This is a genomic window from Ascidiaceihabitans sp. (assembly GCF_039986515.1).
Classification (GTDB): Bacteria; Pseudomonadota; Alphaproteobacteria; order Rhodobacterales; family Rhodobacteraceae; genus Ascidiaceihabitans.
Genome location: NZ_JBDWQO010000014.1, coordinates 46,675 through 66,999 on the forward strand (window position 1 = coordinate 46,675; position 20,325 = coordinate 66,999).

Annotated in this window: 21 protein-coding genes; 9 read left to right on the forward strand and 12 right to left on the reverse strand. The window is 55.0% G+C overall.

Translation table 11 applies throughout. The features are described from left to right. The first annotated feature begins 36 nt into the window (after positions 1-36). Complete coding sequence (locus tag ABJL60_RS12550; RefSeq protein ID WP_348289041.1) at positions 37-216, forward strand: hypothetical protein; 180 nt, start codon at positions 37-39, stop codon at positions 214-216. On the opposite strand, the gene ABJL60_RS12555 is transcribed toward ABJL60_RS12550, so the two are convergent. The 3 genes from ABJL60_RS12555 to ABJL60_RS12565 form a co-directional block, all read right to left on the reverse strand. After that, positions 213-1,247: an endonuclease/exonuclease/phosphatase family protein gene (locus ABJL60_RS12555; RefSeq protein WP_348289044.1), complete on the reverse strand. Its 1,035-nt coding sequence runs from the start codon at positions 1,245-1,247 to the stop codon at positions 213-215. The genes ABJL60_RS12550 and ABJL60_RS12555 overlap by 4 nt on opposite strands. A gap of 137 nt (positions 1,248-1,384) precedes the next feature. Beyond that, positions 1,385-2,593, reverse strand: coding sequence for a Coenzyme F420 hydrogenase/dehydrogenase, beta subunit C-terminal domain (locus tag ABJL60_RS12560; protein ID WP_348375822.1), 1,209 nt, complete (start codon positions 2,591-2,593; stop codon positions 1,385-1,387). Next, the gene (locus ABJL60_RS12565) at positions 2,593-3,348 is read right to left on the reverse strand and encodes an NAD kinase (RefSeq protein WP_348289049.1); all 756 of its coding nucleotides are present in this window, start codon (positions 3,346-3,348) and stop codon (positions 2,593-2,595) included. The genes ABJL60_RS12560 and ABJL60_RS12565 overlap by 1 nt, the downstream gene beginning before the upstream one ends. 193 nt (positions 3,349-3,541) lie before the next feature. On the opposite strand from ABJL60_RS12565, the gene glyA reads away from it, so the two are divergent. Beyond that, on the forward strand, positions 3,542-4,837 hold the full coding sequence (glyA, locus tag ABJL60_RS12570; protein ID WP_348375823.1) for a serine hydroxymethyltransferase: 1,296 nt from the start codon (positions 3,542-3,544) through the stop codon (positions 4,835-4,837). 123 nt (positions 4,838-4,960) lie between these two features. Here the strand turns inward: glyA and ABJL60_RS12575 are convergent, their stop codons facing one another. The 4 genes from ABJL60_RS12575 to ABJL60_RS12590 form a co-directional block, all read right to left on the reverse strand. After that, positions 4,961-5,242: a hypothetical protein gene (locus ABJL60_RS12575; RefSeq protein ID WP_348289055.1), complete on the reverse strand. Its 282-nt coding sequence runs from the start codon at positions 5,240-5,242 to the stop codon at positions 4,961-4,963. A 69-nt stretch (positions 5,243-5,311) separates the two neighbouring features. Continuing rightward, entirely contained in the window at positions 5,312-5,986 is a 675-nt protein-coding gene (locus tag ABJL60_RS12580) for a PspA/IM30 family protein (protein WP_348375824.1), read from the reverse strand. Positions 5,987-6,089: 103 nt separating this feature from the next. Beyond that, the gene (locus tag ABJL60_RS12585; RefSeq protein ID WP_348289061.1) at positions 6,090-6,680 is read right to left on the reverse strand and encodes a TetR/AcrR family transcriptional regulator; all 591 of its coding nucleotides are present in this window, start codon (positions 6,678-6,680) and stop codon (positions 6,090-6,092) included. A 33-nt stretch (positions 6,681-6,713) separates the two neighbouring features. After that, positions 6,714-7,088, reverse strand: a complete 375-nt coding sequence (locus ABJL60_RS12590) for a hypothetical protein (protein ID WP_348375825.1) — start codon at positions 7,086-7,088, stop codon at positions 6,714-6,716. A 62-nt stretch (positions 7,089-7,150) separates the two neighbouring features. Between ABJL60_RS12590 and ABJL60_RS12595 the strand changes: the two genes are divergently transcribed. The 6 genes from ABJL60_RS12595 (at position 7,151) to ABJL60_RS12620 (ending at position 16,074) form a co-directional block, all read left to right on the forward strand. After that, positions 7,151-7,924, forward strand: a complete 774-nt coding sequence (locus ABJL60_RS12595; RefSeq protein ID WP_348375826.1) for an alpha/beta fold hydrolase — start codon at positions 7,151-7,153, stop codon at positions 7,922-7,924. 115 nt (positions 7,925-8,039) lie between these two features. Further along, positions 8,040-11,387, forward strand: a complete 3,348-nt coding sequence (carB, locus tag ABJL60_RS12600) for a carbamoyl-phosphate synthase large subunit (protein ID WP_348289070.1) — start codon at positions 8,040-8,042, stop codon at positions 11,385-11,387. A gap of 146 nt (positions 11,388-11,533) precedes the next feature. Then, the gene (locus ABJL60_RS12605; protein WP_348375827.1) at positions 11,534-12,520 is read left to right on the forward strand and encodes a tripartite tricarboxylate transporter substrate-binding protein; all 987 of its coding nucleotides are present in this window, start codon (positions 11,534-11,536) and stop codon (positions 12,518-12,520) included. A gap of 272 nt (positions 12,521-12,792) precedes the next feature. Beyond that, positions 12,793-13,275 carry a tripartite tricarboxylate transporter TctB family protein gene (locus ABJL60_RS12610; protein ID WP_348289076.1) on the forward strand — a complete coding sequence of 161 codons (483 nt, stop codon included), beginning with the start codon at positions 12,793-12,795 and terminating at the stop codon, positions 13,273-13,275. Position 13,276: 1 nt separating this feature from the next. Then, positions 13,277-14,788: a tripartite tricarboxylate transporter permease gene (locus tag ABJL60_RS12615; RefSeq protein ID WP_348289078.1), complete on the forward strand. Its 1,512-nt coding sequence runs from the start codon at positions 13,277-13,279 to the stop codon at positions 14,786-14,788. Between the two features lie 161 nt (positions 14,789-14,949). Next, the gene (locus ABJL60_RS12620) at positions 14,950-16,074 is read left to right on the forward strand and encodes a beta-ketoacyl-ACP synthase III (RefSeq protein ID WP_348375828.1); all 1,125 of its coding nucleotides are present in this window, start codon (positions 14,950-14,952) and stop codon (positions 16,072-16,074) included. Here the strand turns inward: ABJL60_RS12620 and arsH are convergent. Both arsH and ABJL60_RS12630 read right to left on the reverse strand, forming a co-directional pair. Next, on the reverse strand, positions 16,071-16,790 hold the full coding sequence (gene arsH, locus ABJL60_RS12625) for an arsenical resistance protein ArsH (protein WP_348375829.1): 720 nt from the start codon (positions 16,788-16,790) through the stop codon (positions 16,071-16,073). The two genes, ABJL60_RS12620 and arsH, sit on opposite strands and share 4 nt — an antisense overlap. Then, positions 16,777-17,235, reverse strand: coding sequence for a hypothetical protein (locus ABJL60_RS12630; RefSeq protein ID WP_108830000.1), 459 nt, complete (start codon positions 17,233-17,235; stop codon positions 16,777-16,779). Before ABJL60_RS12630 ends, arsH begins: the two co-directional genes overlap by 14 nt. 359 nt (positions 17,236-17,594) lie before the next feature. On the opposite strand from ABJL60_RS12630, the gene ABJL60_RS12635 reads away from it, so the two are divergent. Continuing rightward, complete coding sequence (locus ABJL60_RS12635) at positions 17,595-18,173, forward strand: thymidine kinase (RefSeq protein ID WP_108827412.1); 579 nt, start codon at positions 17,595-17,597, stop codon at positions 18,171-18,173. A 22-nt stretch (positions 18,174-18,195) separates the two neighbouring features. Here ABJL60_RS12635 and ABJL60_RS12640 read toward each other — a convergent pair whose 3' ends face one another. The 3 genes from ABJL60_RS12640 to proC are packed head-to-tail and all read right to left on the reverse strand — an operon-like array spanning position 18,196 to position 20,295. Continuing rightward, on the reverse strand, positions 18,196-19,152 hold the full coding sequence (locus ABJL60_RS12640) for a D-glycerate dehydrogenase (RefSeq protein ID WP_348376061.1): 957 nt from the start codon (positions 19,150-19,152) through the stop codon (positions 18,196-18,198). After that, the gene (locus ABJL60_RS12645) at positions 19,149-19,487 is read right to left on the reverse strand and encodes a tRNA-binding protein (RefSeq protein WP_348375830.1); all 339 of its coding nucleotides are present in this window, start codon (positions 19,485-19,487) and stop codon (positions 19,149-19,151) included. Before ABJL60_RS12645 ends, ABJL60_RS12640 begins: the two co-directional genes overlap by 4 nt. Then, the gene (gene proC / locus ABJL60_RS12650; protein WP_348375831.1) at positions 19,480-20,295 is read right to left on the reverse strand and encodes a pyrroline-5-carboxylate reductase; all 816 of its coding nucleotides are present in this window, start codon (positions 20,293-20,295) and stop codon (positions 19,480-19,482) included. Before proC ends, ABJL60_RS12645 begins: the two co-directional genes overlap by 8 nt. Positions 20,296-20,325 lie beyond the last annotated feature (30 nt).

Below are 20,325 nucleotides of genomic sequence, written 5' to 3' on the forward strand. Positions count from 1 at the left end.
AGACAGGGAGCGAGCATCCCGAAAGGAACGCAACCAATGCAACAAGACGCAAAGCTATTTCACAACGCTGCGCAACACCGGGTTCAGAACCGCGTGATTGCCTTGCGATATGAAAAAACCATACCACAGCGTACGTTTCGTATGACAACGCTTTGGCTGGCGTTTTGCGGGACCCTGATCATCAGCATGAGCGCGGCACTCAGTTTTGCCATCTAGTCCAGCGCTGTGATGCCCGCCAGATAGTTGTTTGAATAATCGACTTCCAGTTCGATCCAGACGGGCAAATGGTCCGACATTTCATGCGTCCGCCAACTGGAATACTCACGCGCCCAATTGGAATAGGGTTTCCCTGTGTTCGGCGTCTCGCGAATATCCATCGCAACCTGTTCATAATCCGCGACTTCATCCTCACGAAACACGGCCTCTTGCCACTTGATGACACCATGCCCCAGCATGTGCGACACGTGGGACGGACCGGCAAAGGCAATCTGATCGTAGTGTTTGGTGCCGCCCAAAGACGTGGGCCCGATGTCTGGCACTTCAAAACCGTTGTCTGTCAACGCTTTGAAACTCGCATCCTCGCGTTTGTCGATGTTCATGTCGCCTAGAAATATCTGGACATCACCGGTGTCTTTTGCGCGGTCTGCCAGAATGCTGGCAACAGCCCCGATCTCATCTTCGCGCAGCGGACGCCCGTCTTCTTCTTTGAAAACGATATGGGCAGAACACAAAGTAAATTTGAACCAGCCTGCCTGAAACGCTGCAAAAAAAGGCGTTCGGGCCAGTTGTTCGTCGTTGGGCAATGCATCTTTGGGCAACACCAGCTCACCAATCAAATTGCGGAACCGGACAGTGTTTCGGTTGTATAAAAATGCCATGCGTTCGTGGTTGCCGCGCCCCGCGCCAGAGCTGTCGTTGACAAAGTAATCCCAGTTCGGGCCCAGAAGACGCATCAACTTTTCCACAGCTTCAAGATCTTTAACCTCCTGAACAGCGCACACATCAAAGTGGTCAATGATTTCCGCAATGTAGTGATAGCTTTCGTTCAGACGTTTTCGTCCCCCATCGAAATGACGGATGTTCCACGACCCGATGATCAATGAATTGGGCCGACGTTTTGATGTGATCTGACCATTCAGCATCGCACGCAAGCGCAACAGACGATGCGCAATCCAACCAGCTTGCCCCGGCGCCTGACAGCCCCTGGGATACACATTTTCATTTTTCAAAGACCCGTAGAACGCCATAAAACCACTCCCTTAAATTCAACCAAGAATAACGGGAAATTCGCGCAGCACACAGTCAGGAATGTATGACCTTCTCTTTTTCCCAAAAACCCTGTTGGAAACCACGGCACGCGGTTGGGGGCAGAGCCCCTAAAATATCAATCGCGGGACGCAGCCGCCTTTGGATCGCGTTCACCGGGTTCCGGTGACAAATCATATGGTTCTGCAATGTCCCAAACATGCGGTGGCACCATATTCTTCATCTTCGCAGGCATGGCCCGGCGCAAATGCAGGATCGTCTCAGCGGCTTTCATTTCAAGCCGGGCGCGTGCAAATTCCAAGCCCCTTGGCCCAATCCGTGGCTGCAACCAGCTGACAATCGGACGGACCCAGTTTGGCATACGCCGCAAAGGCAGCCCGCCCGCGGCCAGCGCCGTATTCGCAATGAACCCCTTTACAGCCCCCGCGCGTTTGCCTGCAGAACCGACAGGCCCCAATATGACGTCGCGCCTCAGACCCTCCAAAATTTCTGCACCACGATCATTGCGTACAATCACCCATTGCTTACCCTCGCCCCCCATATATCCCACGGTGACATCAGACAGCGCGTTGGTGTAGTCCACACAGGTTTTGCAGGTCATCGGGAAAAAGTCGTTTGGCAGGTCGCTGATCGGAAGGCTTAGAAAAGGGATCAGGCGCACACGACCATCGCTATAGCGCAATTCCACCTTATAATCAGCGCGAAACTCCAGATAAGTTATCGTTTCCGGATCCTCATCCAAAAGCGCTAAAAAGCTGTGGAAGTTCTCGGTGGTGGTGTTGTCAGAACATGGCGTTCCAATCACATAAATCCGTTCGAACCCCAGATCGGCCTCCAACGCACGAAGCGCGTAAATCTGGCACGGGATACCGACCACACACAGGCGCGAATACCCAAGTGCCTGCGCCTCTTCCAGCAAAGCAAGCAGCGGCGCGTACCCCATCCGCATACCGCGGGCCTGCGCCATGTTCTGCGCATCTGTGATCAATGCGGGGCGGGGCTTCCATACATCATCGGGGTCCGGCACGACGCACAGCACCGCATCGACTTTGCCCTTGTCCAGCAAATCCGCAGCCAAAGACGTGGTGATCCCTGTCCACTGGGCCCCCGTCTTGGGGGTCGCCATCCGGGCTTTGTACATTGCTTTGAAGGCGCCAAAGTACATCTCGTCGCCGATGCCTCGAACACGCCCGTGGATTTTGGTTTCCAAAGCCGGATAGTCAGGTTGGATAAACTGGCATGCCCGCCCACACATGGACGGGTCTTTCATACGCGATACACCACAATCCGTGCACAGACTGCGGGGGGCGGGATCGCGCAAATCCATCAGTTGAATTGCTCTGAAATCAGGCGCTCTTCCAACCCGTGCCCGGGATCGAACAGAATACGGTGTGTCACAGCTGGGTCAGAGCGGATCACAACGGACACGATGTTTTTGAAAGATCGCGAATCTGCTTCCGCCATCACAGGGCGCTTTTCCGGCTCTGACACATCAAAGCGAACGGTTGCGGTTTTGGGCAGCAACGCCCCACGCCATCGGCGCGGGCGAAAAGCGGCCACAGCGGTCAATGCCAAAACGTCCGAACCAATGGGCAAAACGGGACCGTGCGCGGAATAATTGTAGGCCGTGGACCCCGCAGGAGTTGCGACCAGCGCCCCGTCACACACCAGTTCTTCCATGCGCAACCGTCCGTCCACAGTGATACGCAACTTGGCCGCTTGCGCACTGGCGCGCAGCAGCGACACTTCGTTGATGGCCAGCGCTTTGTGGGTTTTGCCGCTGGCATCGACCGCATCCATCGATAACGGGTTCAGGGCGGCAACCTCGGCGGATTGAAGGCGATCAATCAGATTGCTTTCATTGTATTCATTCATCAAAAACCCGATGGTGCCACGGTTCATCCCGTAGACGGCCGCGGGCAGCTTTTCGGTGAAATGCAGCGTTTGCAGCATAAAGCCGTCGCCGCCCAAGGCCACGATTACATCCGCCTCCTCCAAGGGGGCATCGCCGTACCGGCCAATCAATGCGGCCCGCGCCGTTTGCGCCACAGGTGTGGTGCTGGCCGTAAAGGCGATTTTCATTGTGCAGGCTCCATTCCCATAAGGTCCGCAGGTTTCCGATGGCGGCCGTTCTGCGCCAAAAGAAACACATTATTTCGCGCACCACCAGCATTGGCGCAATTTAACCGCGCAGCGTCGCTTTACCTTCTTTGAGAAATGTGTTGTTTCCGATACGAAACAGCACAATTCAATCAGCCAAACCGGAGCTTGCCTTATGAACACGCCTCACAATAACGATGGTTTTTTCACACAATCCCTCGCGGATCGCGACCCTGAGCTGTTCGGTTCGATCACCTCTGAACTTGGCCGCCAACGCGACGAGATTGAACTGATCGCATCCGAGAACATTGTCTCTGCCGCTGTGATGGAAGCGCAAGGCTCTGTCATGACCAACAAATACGCAGAAGGCTATCCGGGGCGCCGCTACTACGGTGGCTGCCAATACGTCGATATTGCGGAAAATCTCGCGATTGAACGCGCCAAACAGCTGTTTGGCTGCGACTTTGCAAACGTACAACCAAACTCTGGGTCCCAAGCCAACCAGGGCGTTTTTCAGGCTTTGCTAAAGCCCGGCGACACCATTTTGGGCATGTCTTTGGATGCGGGTGGCCACCTAACACACGGTGCGGCCCCCAACCAATCCGGAAAATGGTTCAATGCCGTGCAATACGGTGTACGCCGCGAAGACAACCTTCTGGACTATGATCAGGTTGAAGCACTCGCCAAAGAGCACAAACCGCAGATGATCATTGCAGGCGGCTCTGCCATTCCGCGTCAAATCGACTTCAAGCGCATGCGCGAAATCGCCGATATGGTTGGCGCGTACCTGCATGTGGACATGGCCCACTTTGCCGGTCTTGTGGCTGCAGGTGAACACCCGTCGCCTTTCCCCCATGCCCATGTCGCAACAACCACCACGCATAAAACCCTGCGCGGACCACGTGGCGGCATGATCGTGACCAACGACGAAGCGCTGGCCAAGAAATTCAACTCTGCGATTTTCCCCGGCATTCAGGGCGGTCCTTTGATGCATGTGATCGCCGCCAAAGCTGTGGCCTTCGGCGAAGCATTGCGCCCCGAATTCAAAACCTACATCCAGCAAGTGATCAAAAACGCGCAAGCCATGTCGGATCAGCTGATCAAAGGTGGTTTGGATACTGTGACACACGGCACCGACACGCATGTGATGCTGGTGGATCTGCGCCCCAAAGGGGTCAAGGGCAACGCCACTGAAAAAGCTTTGGGACGTGCGCATATCACATGCAACAAAAATGGCGTGCCGTTCGACGATGAAAAACCCATGATCACATCCGGTATCCGGCTTGGATCACCGGCTGGTACAACGCGCGGGTTCGGAGAAGACGAATTCCGCCAGATCGCGGATTGGATCAACGAGGTGGTCGACGGATTGGCGGCGAACGGCGAAGATGGCAACGGCGCAGTCGAAGCCAAAGTCAAAGCAGAAGTCGCAGCCATGTGCGCCCGCTTCCCGATGTATCCAAACCTTTAAGACGGCTTCCAACCGAACCACTGGATCGTAAGGTGCACCTTGGTGCACCACACGGGACAAAAAAGGCGGGCCTCGGCCCGCCTTGCTCGTTACTGCACACTCGTTGCGCCATCCGGGGCTGATTTAGGCCTTCGGATCACTCACAAACTCTTCCAACAACCGTTCGTTCTTTGCGTCTTCGATTTGACGAATACGGTCGGCGCTGGATCGTTGGTCAAAGCGATATTTCACAACGTTGATCAAGCTGATGGTCAACAGGACGATGCCCATGCCCCAGTAACCTTTTGTCGAAAGCGGCACATCGGTGGACATCCACAAGGACACTGCCAGCAAAGCGTAGGCCAAAAGCACGCCAGCCACATTGATGGTCAGGATCATGCCGTTATCTGAATTTTCATTGTACATTGTCGTTCTCCTAAATTGTTTTGAAGATGTGCTGGGGCCTTGGGGCGGGCACAGTTAAAAAGAGGGGATTTATGTGGCGCTGAAACGCTTTAGCACATCTGCTGCTGTGGTTTTGCTGGCGGTGCCAAAACCCGCGGCGGCCATGCGGTCCGCAACACCCTCATGGGACAGGTCCTGATCAATTTCATTCAAAATCTCGCGTTGCTCAAGCGGGTCATCACGACCCAGAACGGATTTGATCAGTGCATCTGCTTCATCAATGGCGCTGTCTTGGGTCAAAGTACGCCCCAATCGAGATTGAACATCGTGTTCGCGCTTCACAGCTTTTGCGGCAATCGCACCTTGTTTGAGGTCAATTATCCGGCGATTTGCGGTTTCGACCGAAGCACGCAGACGCAAAATGCGGCTTTCGAGACGAGTAAGCGTTTCGCGGCGGACTTCAATTTCGTTTTCCATGTCTGCAACGGCTTGGGCGGCTTGGGCGGCCATGTCTTCGCGTCCTGCCGCCATTGCCTCTCCGGCACGAGCCATCAAATCGGTGACGCGGGTGTTCAGCGTTGCGATCAGTCGCTCTTCGGAACGGGCGCGCTGGATAAGACCGGCCAATGCGTATTTTGCAGATTTGAGACCGTCCTGAGCTTCGCGGATTTTCTGTTCGATCAATTCTATCGAGTAGACTTGCCGTACATGTTCTTCGGCCCGGGCATTTGCGCCGATCATCAGTGTTTTCAAAGTTCCAAACATTTGCTTTCCTTTTCGTGAACGTCGTTCATGAATTGGTATATGGAAATTTTTGAACGATGTTCAAGAATAAAAATGAACAATGTTCAAAAAAGTTTGAAACCGGTTACCCGACCTGGTTCAAAACCTGGGCAATCATCATCTCTATCTGATCGCGCGGCACAGCTGATATGCGGTTTTGCAACCCCAGCAACACAATTCCATGCACCGAAGAAAACAAAGCGCGCACCATCAGATCAAGTTCGGCCTCTGGCAAATCCGGAAACAACTGCGCCAAAGGCACCGCAATATGTGCAAAAAGCTGACCAAGCTCAGCCAAATACCAATCCGGTACCTGACTTTCGACAGACATGTCCAAATCAAACAACGCCCGCCATAAATGCGTATTGTCTACAGCAAATCCCAGATAGGCTTTGGACATTGCGATCAACTGCGCATTGGGTGACTGCCCCTGCGCCTGTTGAACAGCCGCCGTCACATCCGCGCCCAGCGCATGGAACGTCCGCCCGTTCACCGCCATCACCAACGCATTGATATCGTCGAATACATTGTAGATAGCGCCCAATGCACATTCCGCCTGTCGCGCAATGTCACGTGCTTTCAAAGATGCCAGTCCACCAGACACAATCTGGTTCTGCGCCACATCAATCAATGTGACACGCAGCTTTTCTTTGCGCTCTTGAACCTTGCCCGCCATGTGACCCCTCATAAAACTTGAACAGGGTTCACCCTATAGCTTGCCTGTCCACCACAGCCAAACAACAAATGCCGCAACAATTATAAGAAGCTTGGCTGCAATATCCCCCAACAACGCCAAACGCCGGCCGCGCCGCACGTCCTCAGGATCAATCTTTGCCAAATAGGCAGAAATTGCATCATGGGCGTGTGATACAGCATCCATATCAACACGCCGCATCAGCTTCGGATTTCCACCAAGTTTCTGCGCTTCGACAATGACCTGCGCCTGAACATGCAATTTGCGCGGCAAACGGCGCCCCGCCTTGGACAAGGCACGCGGCAAATCCCGCGCCTTAAAGCGGAATTTCTGCGTAAGCATCGCCCGCAAGCGTTCTGCCGTATCGCTGATATTTTCTGCCGGTGTCATAACCTTGTATTACAACCCCTGCCCCGCTGGCACAATCGCACACAATCCGATAACCAGAGGACATGCTCAATTTCAACGACATCGGCACGGGCCCAGCCAATGCCCCCGCCCTTCTGATCGCCCACGGGCTATACGGCTCTGCCCGCAATTGGGGTGTCATTTCGAAACGTCTGTCTGATACGCGCCGCGTGATTACAGTCGACATGCGCAATCACGGTGACAGCCCGCATTTACCAACCAACAGCTATGAAGATATGGCTCAGGATCTGGCCGGCGTGATTGAACATATCGGCGGCCCCGTTGATCTGTTGGGGCACTCTATGGGTGGCAAAACGGCAATGACCTTGGCGCTGACCCGGCCCGAACTGCTGCGCAGCCTGATCGTGGCCGATATCGCCCCGGTCAGCTACACCCATTCGCAACTGCCTAATATACTGGCCATGAAATCTGTTGATCTGACAGCGGTCACGCGCCGCTCTGATGCGGGGGCACAACTGGCGACTGCGGGCGTCGACCCTGCCGTACAGCCCTTTCTATTGCAATCGCTGGATGTGAAGGAAAAACGGTGGAAGCTGAACCTGAATGTGCTTGAAGCCGAAATGCCCAAAATCATGTCCTTTCCTGCGCTTCAATCCACCTTCCAGCAGCCGACATTGTTTCTGAGCGGGGCAACATCAGACTATGTCAAACGCGAAGACCGCGACCATATCAAATCGTTGTTCCCAAAATCGCGTTTTGCCAAAATACCGGACGCGGGGCATTGGTTGCATGCCGAACAACCCCGCGCCTTCGAAGCAGCGGTGCGGACGTACCTCGATGCGGTGAAAAACGCCTAAATCAGATTGAGGCGATTCACCCCTTGCACCTAGGCGCTCCGCGCCTATAACCCCCGATAATTTGCCGTGCGCCGCTTGCACGGCACGATTTGCATATCATCGGGGGTCCAGAACCATGCCAAAGAGAACCGACATCAAGTCGATCATGATCATTGGTGCAGGCCCTATTGTCATCGGACAGGCCTGCGAATTTGACTATTCCGGCGCACAAGCCTGTAAGGCACTGCGCGAAGAAGGGTACCGGATCATTCTGGTCAACTCCAATCCCGCCACCATCATGACGGACCCGGAACTGGCGGACGCCACCTACATCGAACCGATCACACCTGAAGTGGTCGCAAAAATCATCGAAAAAGAACGCCCCGACGCACTGCTGCCCACCATGGGCGGACAGACCGGTTTGAACACGTCCCTCGCCCTTGAAGAAATGGGTGTACTGGACAAATACAACGTCGAAATGATTGGCGCAAAACGCGAAGCCATTGAAATGGCAGAAGATCGCAAGCTGTTCCGCGAAGCCATGGACCGCCTTGGCATCGAAAACCCGCGTGCGGCCATTGTCACGGCCCCTAAAGATGCGGACGGCAAAAAGGACCTTGTCGCCGGTGTTCAGCTTGCCGTTGACGTTCTGGAAGACGTAGGCCTGCCCGCCATCATCCGCCCCGCCTTTACCATGGGGGGCACCGGCGGGGGCATCGCCTACAACCGCGACGATTATGAACACTTCTGCCGGTCCGGAATGGATGCGTCCCCTGTGGGTCAGATCCTTGTCGACGAATCCCTGATCGGCTGGAAAGAGTTCGAAATGGAAGTCGTGCGCGACACCGCCGACAACGCCATCATCGTCTGTTCCATCGAAAACGTAGACCCCATGGGCGTGCACACAGGTGATTCTATCACTGTCGCCCCTGCGCTGACGTTGACCGACAAAGAATACCAAATCATGCGCAACCACTCGATCGCTGTTTTGCGCGAAATCGGCGTGGAAACCGGCGGATCGAATGTACAGTGGTCCGTGAACCCCGCCGACGGGCGTATGGTTGTGATCGAAATGAACCCCCGCGTGTCGCGCTCCTCTGCGCTGGCGTCCAAGGCAACCGGTTTCCCGATCGCAAAAATCGCCGCGAAGCTGGCTGTCGGCTATACGCTGGACGAGTTGGACAACGACATCACGGGCGTCACACCCGCGTCGTTCGAGCCGACGATTGATTATGTTGTCACTAAAATCCCGAAGTTCGCATTTGAGAAATTCCCGGGCTCCGAACCCTATCTGACAACGGCCATGAAATCTGTGGGCGAAGCGATGGCCATCGGCCGTACCATCCACGAATCCTTGCAAAAGGCCTTGGCCTCCATGGAATCAGGCCTGACGGGTTTTGACGACATCGAAATCGCTGGTGCACCGGACAAAGCGGCAGTAACCAACGCCATCGCTCAGGTCACTCCGGACCGGATGCGCACCATCGCGCAAGCCATGCGCCACGGCCTGAGCAACGATGAGATCTATGCCGTCACCAAGTTTGATCCGTGGTTTTTGGACCGCATCCGCGAAATTGTCGAAACAGAAGCCGACGTGATCAAAAACGGACTGCCCGTCACCGAAGAAGGCCTTCGTGCGCTCAAAATGATGGGCTTCACCGACGCGCGCCTTGGGCATCTGACTGGACGCGACGAATCAAACGTCCGCAAAGCCCGCCAAAACCTTGGCGTTGTGGCCTGTTTCAAACGCATCGACACCTGCGCGGCAGAGTTTGAAGCCCAGACACCCTATATGTATTCCACCTACGAAACCCCGATGATGGGCGAAGTGGAATGCGAAGCGCGACCATCCGACCGCAAGAAAGTTGTGATTTTGGGCGGTGGTCCGAACCGCATCGGTCAAGGGATCGAATTTGACTATTGCTGCTGCCACGCCTGCTTTGCGCTGACAGATGCCGGTTATGAAACGATCATGGTCAACTGCAACCCCGAAACAGTTTCGACCGACTACGACACATCCGACAGGCTCTATTTTGAACCGCTGACTTTTGAACACGTCATGGAAATCCTGCGCGTCGAACAAGACAACGGCACATTGCACGGGGTCATCGTCCAGTTTGGCGGCCAAACGCCGCTAAAAATCGCTCAGGCGCTGAACGATGAAGGCATCCCAATCCTTGGCACCACACCGGACGCGATTGATCTGGCCGAAGATCGCGAACGTTTTCAGGAATTGGTGCAAAACCTCGGGCTGAAACAACCTCACAACGGCCTTGCACATTCAGACGCCGAAGCGCTGGAAATCGCTGGCGATATCGGGTTTCCGCTGGTGATCCGTCCCTCGTATGTTTTGGGGGGCCGCGCCATGGAAATCGTGCGCGATCAAGCCCAGCTGGAACGCTATATCTCAGAGGCAGTTGTGGTGTCCGGTGACAGCCCTGTTTTATTGGACAGCTATCTGGCAGGTGCTGTCGAGTTGGACGTGGATGCGATCTGCGATGGCACAGATGTGCATGTTGCGGGCATCATGCAGCACATCGAAGAGGCTGGCGTGCACTCGGGCGACAGTGCCTGTTCCCTGCCACCCTATTCCCTGTCCCGCGAAATCATCGCAGAAATCGAGAAACAAACCCACGCGCTGGCGCATGGTCTGAAGGTTGTCGGATTGATGAACATCCAGTTCGCGATCAAAGCCAATTCTTCTGGAACGGATGAGATATTCCTGATCGAGGTCAACCCACGCGCGTCGCGCACCGTGCCCTTTGTGGCCAAAGCGACGGATTCAGCGATTGCCTCTATCGCCGCGCGGGTCATGGCAGGTGAACCCCTGTCGAACTTCCCGATGCGTGCCCCCTACGATGCGGACGCAGGCTACGACGATGTTCTGCCTTTGGGCGATCCGATGACATTGGCTGATCCGAACATGCCGTGGTTCTCGGTAAAAGAGGCTGTGCTGCCATTCGCCCGTTTCCCGGGCGTGGACACCATCCTTGGGCCGGAAATGCGGTCAACCGGTGAAGTCATGGGATGGGACCGCACCTTCCCACGCGCCTTTTTGAAAGCCCAAATGGGAGCAGGCATGGTTTTGCCACGTTCAGGCTGCGTGTTCATTTCGATCAAAGACGCCGACAAAACTGCCGATATGCTGGATGGCGCCCGTGTGTTGACCGATCTTGGGTTCACCTTCGTGGGCACGCGCGGCACATCAGCATGGTTGGTTGAAAACGGCGTTGCCTGCGATGTGGTGAACAAAGTCTATGAAGGGCGCCCCGACATCACGGACATGATGAAAGACGGCGGTGTGCAACTGGTTATGAACACCACGGAAGGCGCACAGGCGGTTGAGGATTCCAGATCAATCCGCTCCATCGCGCTGTACGACAAGATCCCATATTATACGACGGCTGCAGCCAGCTACGCTGCAGCACTTGCAATCAAAGAACAGGCCGAAGGCGACGTAGTGGTCAAGTCACTGCAGGGTTAGAAACTGCTTTGCAGGGCATTTTCGACCCGAACGCAATCAATTGTTCAACTCCAAGGTGTTCTGGTGACAGGTCCGTTTTAGGTTGTTAGGGTCTTCCAGACGCAGCTGCCCCACAGTGCGGGCGGCTGCCAATTGGGAGGACGACAATGAAGACATTTAAACTGGGCCGCCGCGCCTTGATTGCGACAGCCATTGCAACATTGGGCTTTGCAGCACCCGCCTTGTCGGATGGACACAAAGTTCTGGACAGCATTCACTTTTTGATTCCCGGCGGCGCGGGAGGCGGATGGGATGGCACAGCGCGCGGCACAGGCGAAGCTTTGACCGCCGCAGGCCTTGTGGACAATGCATCTTACGAAAATATGTCAGGTGGCGGCGGCGGGAAAGCCATCGGTTACCTGATCGAAAACGCCGACAGCAACCACGGCACTTTGATGGTCAACTCAACCCCAATCGTGATCCGGTCTTTGACAGGTGTTTTCCCACACAACTTCCGGGATTTGACTTTGGTTTCGGGCACAATCGGAGACTACGCTGCGATGGTGGTGGGCAAAGACAGCCCGATCAATTCGATGGCTGACTTGATGGCGGCCTATGACGCAGACGCATCGGGAACGGCCATCGGCGGTGGATCTGTTCCGGGCGGCATGGATCATCTGGTCGCGGCCATGGTTATGGAAGCTGCCGGTAAAGACGCATTGGGCGTGAAGTACATTCCTTACGATGCGGGTGGCAAAGCTATGGCAGCCTTACTGTCAGGCGAAATCGCAGCACTCTCGACAGGGTTCTCAGAGGCAGTTGATCTGGCCAATGCCGGTGAGGTCAAAATCATTGGTGTCACTTCAGACGCACGCGTAGACGCAGCCCCCGACGCCATGACCATGAAAGAACAGGGCATTGAGACAACCTTCGTCAACTGGCGCGGGTTCTTCGGAGCACCGGGCCTTCCAGCGGACAAACTGGCAATGTATCAGGACGCGATCGAAAAGATGTATGATACACCCGAATGGGAAGAAGTGCGTGCACGAAATGGATGGGTGAACATCCACAACTCGGGTGACGACTTTAAAGCGTTTCTCGAGGCACAAGAGAAGACCATCGGGGACCTCATGAAGAAACTAGGGTTCTTGTAAACCGCCTTTGGGGCTTTGCCCCCGCCCTAACGGGCCCCCCCAAAGTACTTGGACGCGAAAGGAAAAGAGGAGACGGCAAACGCGGCCTCCTCTCTCTTTTGAAGGTGATCAAGACCTTCCTTCCGCACGGTCATCGGCTCTTCAGCCTGTACCGTGGTCGGACGATAGGATGCATTCTGTTAAAAATTGCTTTCCTTTCGCACAAAATACTTCGGGGGCGTCCGAAGGACGGGGGCAGCGCCCCATTTTTAATATAACAAGGAAAACCAAAAATGGCTTTGGATCGCTGGATAGGTTTGATCTTACTTGGAATTTGTCTGGCCTATGGATACGCGGCATGGTTCACGATGGACGGCAATCTTGCGCCTTTCATGCAGCGAAATCCTATCTGGCCAAGTACGTTCCCAAAAGTTCTGTCGATTTTGGGGGTTATAGCTGCGTTGACCATATTGTTGGGTGTGGAAAAGTCGCCCCCCAAGGAAGCTGAAATCGATTATCGGCGGCTGGGAGATTATCACTTGGGCCAAGCCCTTTTGCTCCTTTGTCTTATGATCGCCTATGCCCTGTGTCTTCGTCCCATTGGTTTTCTGACATCGACGACGCTTTTTCTGATGCTGGGGGCGTTTATCCTCGGCGAACGCAAATGGCACATTATGGTACCTGTTGCTGTTGGCGCCAGCTTGGTGGTTTGGTATTTGGTTCAGGAAATTCTTGGCATCTACATGCGGCCATTGCCTGGCTTTATAGGAGGTTGACGTGCTTGAGGGTTTATTGATCGGGCTGCAAACGGCCTTTTCCTTCCAAAATTTATTGATGGTGATCGGAGGCTGCCTAATTGGCACCTTTATCGGCATGCTACCTGGCCTTGGCCCTATGTCGATCATCGCGATTATGATCCCCGTTGCCATTTCCATTGGTGACCCTTCTGCTGCCCTTATCCTGCTGGCCGGCGTCTACTATGGGGCTATTTTCGGCGGGTCGACATCATCCATCTTGTTGAATGCGCCGGGAGTAGCGGGGACTGTCGCCTCAAGCTTTGACGGCTACCCGATGGCCCAACAAGGCAAAGCGGGCAAAGCGCTTACAATTGCAGCCATAGCAAGCTTTGCGGGCGGTACCATCGGGGCAATCTTGTTGATGGTTTTTGCGCCTGCGCTGTCTTCCGTTGCACTGCTGTTTCATTCCGCTGAATACTTTGCGCTTATGGTTGTTGGATTGTCCGCCATCGCAACATTTGCAGGCACAGGCCAAGTGGCGAAAGCGATGCTTATGACCATATTGGGACTGATCATGGCCACCGTTGGCGAAGGGGCGCTGTTCAATCTGCCGCGGTTCACCATGGGGATCATGGACCTGCAATCCGGATTTGGGTTCATAACCTTGGCCATGGCAATGTTCGCCCTGCCCGAAGCGATTTTTCTGGTCCTTAAACCCAAGAACCTCAAAGGTGGCGAGGGTGAGATCAAGGATCTGCGCATCACCCGGGCAGAGGCCAAAGCCATCGCGCCCGTTATTGGCAGACAGTCACTGCAAGGGTTCTTCATTGGCGTTTTGCCCGGTGCTGGCGCCACCATCGCCAGCTTTTTGGGGTATGCGGTAGAACGCAACATTGCACCAAAGGCGGAACAAGACCAATTTGGCAAAGGATCCATCAAAGGGTTGGCCGCCCCCGAAACTGCCAATAATGCCGCCTGCACAGGGTCATTTGTCCCCTTGCTGACGCTTGGTATTCCGGGGTCGGGTACAACGGCCATTTTGCTGGGTGCGCTTATCGCCTTGAATGTCTCCCCCGGTCCAAGATTGATGATTGATGAACCCCAAATTTTCTGGGCTGTGATCATGTCGATGTTCATTGGCAATCTTGTGTTGCTCATTTTGAACCTGCCGTTGATCCCCTACATCGCCAAAGTCTTGTCTGTACCGCGCAATTATCTCATTCCGTTCATCTTATTCTTCACACTCATGGGCGCCTATATTGGACAAAACAACGCGACCGAGCTTTTGTTGCTGGTCGGGTTTGGCGTATGTGCCACGGCACTCAAGTTTGCGGATTACCCGCTTGCCCCATTGTTGATCGGCTTCATTTTGGGTGGGTTGATGGAAGACAACTTTGCCCGCTCCATGCAGCTTTACGATGGCATCGCTTTCATTTGGGAACGGCCAATGACATTGGGGCTGTTGCTGATTGCAGGCGGGCTTGTTTTGTTGCCAAGCATACGCGGCAGAATTGCCAAACGCCGCGCCGCCGGTGTTGCCGACGGAGATTAAGAACAACACCAAGATGCGGGGGCGCCATGGGAACCAACCGATTGCACCTGAACCGCATTTTGCGGAGGCCACACAAACACACCGGCGCAAAGCCTCCCGTTGATCGCTTGACCTTTAGCGGCAAAATCGGCCAAATCAGTCAACTGTGAAAGGCTTAAAACATGCATACACCGGTCATAACTGGCACAGGCGTCTTCACGCCGGACAATACCATATCCAACGCCGAGCTGGTGACGGCTTTCAATGCCTATGCTGATAAATTCAATGCCGAACATGCGGCCGCGATTGAAGCAGGCGACATGGACGCAAAGCCGCATTCCTCTGAAGACTTCATTTTCAAAGCATCCGGCATCGAAAGTCGTTATGTGATTAACAAATCAGGTATCTTAGACCCGGATGTGATGCATCCCTTGTTGCGTCAACGTGGCGATGATGAACCGTCCTTGATGGCTGAAATGGGCTTGGACGCCGCTTTGAAAGCCCTGAAAGCGGCAGGAAAATCGGCTGACGATGTGGGCGCTGTGATTTGCGCCGCTTCAAATATGGAACGCGCGTACCCTGCCGTTGCGATCGAAATACAGCAGTTGCTTGGGGTGCAAGGGTTTGCCTTTGATATGAACGTCGCGTGTTCATCTGCAACCTTTGGCATTCAAGCCGCCGCTGACATGGTCAAATCGGGCAGCATAAAAAGCGCCTTGGTTGTGAACCCTGAAATTTGCTCTGCACATTTGGAATGGCGCGACCGCGATTGTCATTTCATTTTTGGCGACGTGGCCACCGCAACGTTCATCGAGCGTGAAGGAGACGCCACAGGGTCCCATTTCAAGATCAAGTCGACCCGTTGCGCCACGGATTTTTCCAACAATATCCGCAACAACAACGGCTTTTTGCGGCGCTCCCGTCCCGATGGCGTGGCTGACCGCCGCGACATGCAGTTTATGCAAAACGGGCGCAAAGTGTTCAAGGAGGTGCTGCCATTGGTCAGTGCGCATATCGCAGAACACATGGGTGACGAAAACGTGCAGGCCACTGACCTGAAACGCCTTTGGTTGCATCAAGCCAACAAATCGATGAATGATTTCATCGGCAAGAAGGTCCTGGGACGCAATCCTGAGCCGGGCGAACAGCCCAACATTTTGCAAGACTACGCCAACACGTCTTCAGCCGGATCGATTATCGCGTTTTCCAAATACTCGGACGATTTTGAAAATGGCGATATCGGTCTGATCTGTTCGTTTGGAGCGGGATATTCCGTGGGCTCTGTGATTGTGGAACGCTGCGATTAGATGTCTTTCACAGACACTCGCTTGTGCACCTCTTCCACAGTTTCCACCCGTTCCGAATAGCGGTCGACCAGATAATCTGAGCGGCCCCTTACCATCCATGTGAACTTTACCAGTTCTTCCATCACATCAACGATGCGGCGGTAAAACGGGCCTTCGGGCAGCCGCCCCTCTTTGAATTCCAGCCATGCTTTCGGGATGCTGGATTGATTGGGGATTGTGACCATACGCATCCAACGGCCCAGAATACGCATCTGATTGACGGCGTTAAAGGACTGGGACCCGCCTGATACTTGCATGATGGCCAGTGTTTTGCCCTGCGTGGGGCGTATGCCGCCTTGCAATGACAACGGCAGCCAATCGATCTGTGTTTTCATAAGCCCCGTCATTGCGCCGTGCCGCTCGGGGCTGGACCACACCATGCCCTCGGACCACACAACAAGATCACGCAATTCCTGTACTTTGGGATGATCCGGGTCTGCATCATCGACCAAGGGAAGCCCCGTGGGGGCAAACATCTTAGTATCACATCCCAAAAGGCGCAGCACACGCGCGGATTCCTCCGCGGCAAAACGTGAATAGCTGGCATCCCGCAATGATCCATACAGCAACAATATGCGCGGCTTGTGTCCGGGATCATCAGGCGCCTTCAGCATATCGATGTCGATGGATGGCAAAGCCTCTGCGATCAAAGCCTCCAGATCGTCAGCCACTTTCATCTTCCAGATGAAGCTTCATGTCGATCAGAACCTGTTGCAACTGCGTGGTTTCTTTCAGCAATCGCTTGGCTTCATTCACTGTGATGATGCCGTCTTCGATGGATTGCTGGTACTCGGACATAAGCATCGCAAAACGTTGGCTTAGCGCGATGACGTCAGAATTGACGCTGCCTTTGACCTTATGATTGGGCCGGCGTTCATCGAAGGCAATCGTGCCGCCCTGAAGTTCCGCCAAAGCACCAGTCACATGCGGATACTTGGACGCCCGTTCCAGATGCACCACGGCGTCAATCGGCATGAACCGATCGGCATGTTCGGCATGGTCGGAATAGTACCGCCCAAGCGTCGCCTTCGACTTTCCCGTTAGTTCACATGCAGGTTCAATCCCTACATCCTTCACCAAAGCCTCGGTGTGTTTCTTCAAATAGCTGCCAAATGCTTCCATAGATCGGTCCCCACGTCTGCCGCCAAACCCTGACAGGGGAATGCGCATTGTCTATTCCCATTACTAAGAACGGATTGAAATGTCATTGCTTAATCAACCCGAACGGATCGGGCGTGAAGAGTATGCGACATGTGTCGCACAGATTGGGTGGGGTCATTTGCCCTCAAACGGGATCGTTGGTTTAGGCGGTGCATGCCTTGCACCCATCCCTCGGGCGAAAGTCCACGCAAGGCATGAAGGTATGTGGTCTAACGGTGTTGCAGACGATAGAGCGGCAAAAGCCGCCAACTTGCGACGACCCCACCCAAAACTTGGGGCGCGCTCTTGCTCCGGCTTGAGTGCGCCTTTATTCAGACACCATGGCGAAACTATACTTCCATTATTCGACGATGAATGCGGGCAAATCCACGGTTTTGCTGCAAGCGGCCCACAACTATGTGGAACGCGGAATGACCCCCTATTTGCTGACCGCACAATTCGACAACCGCGCAGGCGACGGTCGCATTGCATCGCGTATCGGCATCGGGTCGGACGCCGACACCTTCAACGCCGAAACAGATTTGTTTGCCAAGCTGAAAGGGGTGCTTGCGACCACCCCCATCGCCTGCGTCTTTATAGACGAGGCGCAGTTCCTAAGCCGTGACCAGGTTTGGCAATTGGCCGATGCCGTTGACGATCTTGGATTGCCCATCATGTGCTACGGCTTGCGCGTTGATTTTCAAGGCGAACTTTTCCCCGGCTCTGCCACCCTGCTTGCTTTGGCGGATGAAATGCGTGAAGTCCGCACCATCTGCCACTGCGGCAAGAAAGCCACCATGGTGGTCCGCAAAGACGACGACGGCCGCGTGTTGACCGGCGGCGATCAAGTGCAAATCGGCGGCAACGAGACCTATGTATCGCTGTGCCGCCGCCATTGGCGCGAAGCCGTCGGGCGTTAGAAACAGCCCCATACTGCTGTCTTCAAACTGCGTTCGGTGGCGTTTGCCCCCCATTCAGATGGGCAGCCAGGTTGTCCAACGCCATCAAACCCATGTCCACGCGGACCTCTAGGGCTGCTGTCCCCAAATGCGGCAACAACACCACATTTTCCAAGTCCCGAAGCGCTTGCGGCACCTGTGGTTCAAATTCGTACACATCCAAACCCGCCCCTGCGATGTCATCTTCTTGCAGCGCTGTTATCAACGCGGCTTCTTCCACCACATCGCCACGCGCAATATTGACCAAATGCGCTGTGGGTTTCATAGCAGCAAACACATCCGCCCCGATCAGATGATGTGTCGCGGCCCCGCCCGGCACAGCCACAACCAAAACATCAACCTCGGCAGCCAAAGCCGTCAAACTGTCATAGGGTGTTGCCTTAAAATCAAGATCTTTGGGTGAGCGGCTGAAATAGGCCACCTGCATCTCAAACCCGAAATGACAGCGCCGCGCAATCGCTTGCCCGATACGGCCCATGCCGACGATTCCAACGGTTTTCCCTGTCACATGAAGGCCCAGCATTTGCGTGGGATGCCACCCTTCCCATGCCCCGCTGCGCACCAAGCGCTCACCTTCGCCAGCGCGGCGCGCGCTCATCAATATCAGGGTCATGGCGGTGTCTGCTGTCGCATCCGTGACAGCCCCCGGCGTGTTGGAAACAACCACCCCCGCGCCATGCGCCGCATCGGTATCAATGTGGTTATATCCCACACCAAAATTGGCCAAAATAGAACAGCGCGGGTTTGGCACATCGGCAAACACCTCCGCCGAAAACACATCCCCCAACGTGGGCATCACCCCATCGTAATCACGCAAAGCATTGCGCATTTCGTCACCGCTGAGTGGATGTGTGTAGGGTCGCACATCCACTTCGAATGCCGCATATGCGGGGGCCAAAACAACCTCGGGCAAAGGCCGCGCGATCAAGATTTTTTTCAACACATCCGTTCCCCTGCTGCAACGTCATGATCCGGCGAGATCAACACGACACCGCCATCCGCATCATGCAAGCCCAGCACCAGCACTTCGGACATAAAGGGACCGATCTGGCGGGGCGGGAAATTCACAACGCCCATGACCTGTTTGCCCACAAGCGCTTCGGGCGTGTAATGCGCAGTGATCTGCGCAGACGTTTTGCGCTCACCGATCTCGGGTCCGAAATCGATCCACATCTTGATGGCGGGTTTGCGTGCTTCGGGAAAAGGTTCAGCCCGCACCACGCGCCCGACCCGGATGTCGACTTTCATAAAATCGTCGAAAGTGATCTCAGCCATTGGCCAACTCCCTTGATCGGTCAGCGGCCGCAGCCACCGTTTTTTGCATCAACGGCGGCAAACCAGTTGCAGTGTCCATCAAAACCTCAAGCCCTGCTTGTGTCGTGCCATTTGGGCTGGTGACATTGACCCGCAACTGGCTTGGCGCATCACCGGATTGTTCAGCCAGGGCACCGGCCCCAGCAACCGTGGCTTTGGCCAGTTGCATAGCCATATCCGCAGGCAAACCTTGGGCCTCGCCCGCAGCCGCCAGACATTCAATCATGTGGAAGACATAGGCGGGACCAGACCCGCTCACGCCAGTGACTGCATCAATTTGCGCTTCAGTGTCGAGACGTACAACTTGGCCAACGGCCTGCAACAGCGCGTCGGCTTCATCCAGACCACCGGCGGGGACATGAGGGTTGGCGACGATCGCAGTGATGCCTTTGCCAATGGCCGCAGGGGTGTTTGGCATCGCACGAACAATGGGGGTGCCAGCGCCTAAAACGGCTTCAAAATGCGCGATGGTGGTGCCAGCGGCAACGCTCACAAACAGCGTGTCACCGCCACCCATGGCTTGCAAACGGGGCAAAGCTTCGCCCATCATCTGCGGCTTGACCGCAATCAAAACCACTGCGGGGGCAGATGGCACGTCGACGTTGATATGAACTCCGGTCGCTCGCAACCAATCGGACGGGTTCGGGTCCAGCACATAGACAGACGTTGCAGGCAAACCGCTGTCCAGCCATCCGGCCAGCATTGCAGACCCCATCTTGCCACACCCCAACAACACAAGGCCGCCTTGTGCGATACGACTGTCTTTCATGAATTGCCCCCAATTTTGCTTCGGGGCGAA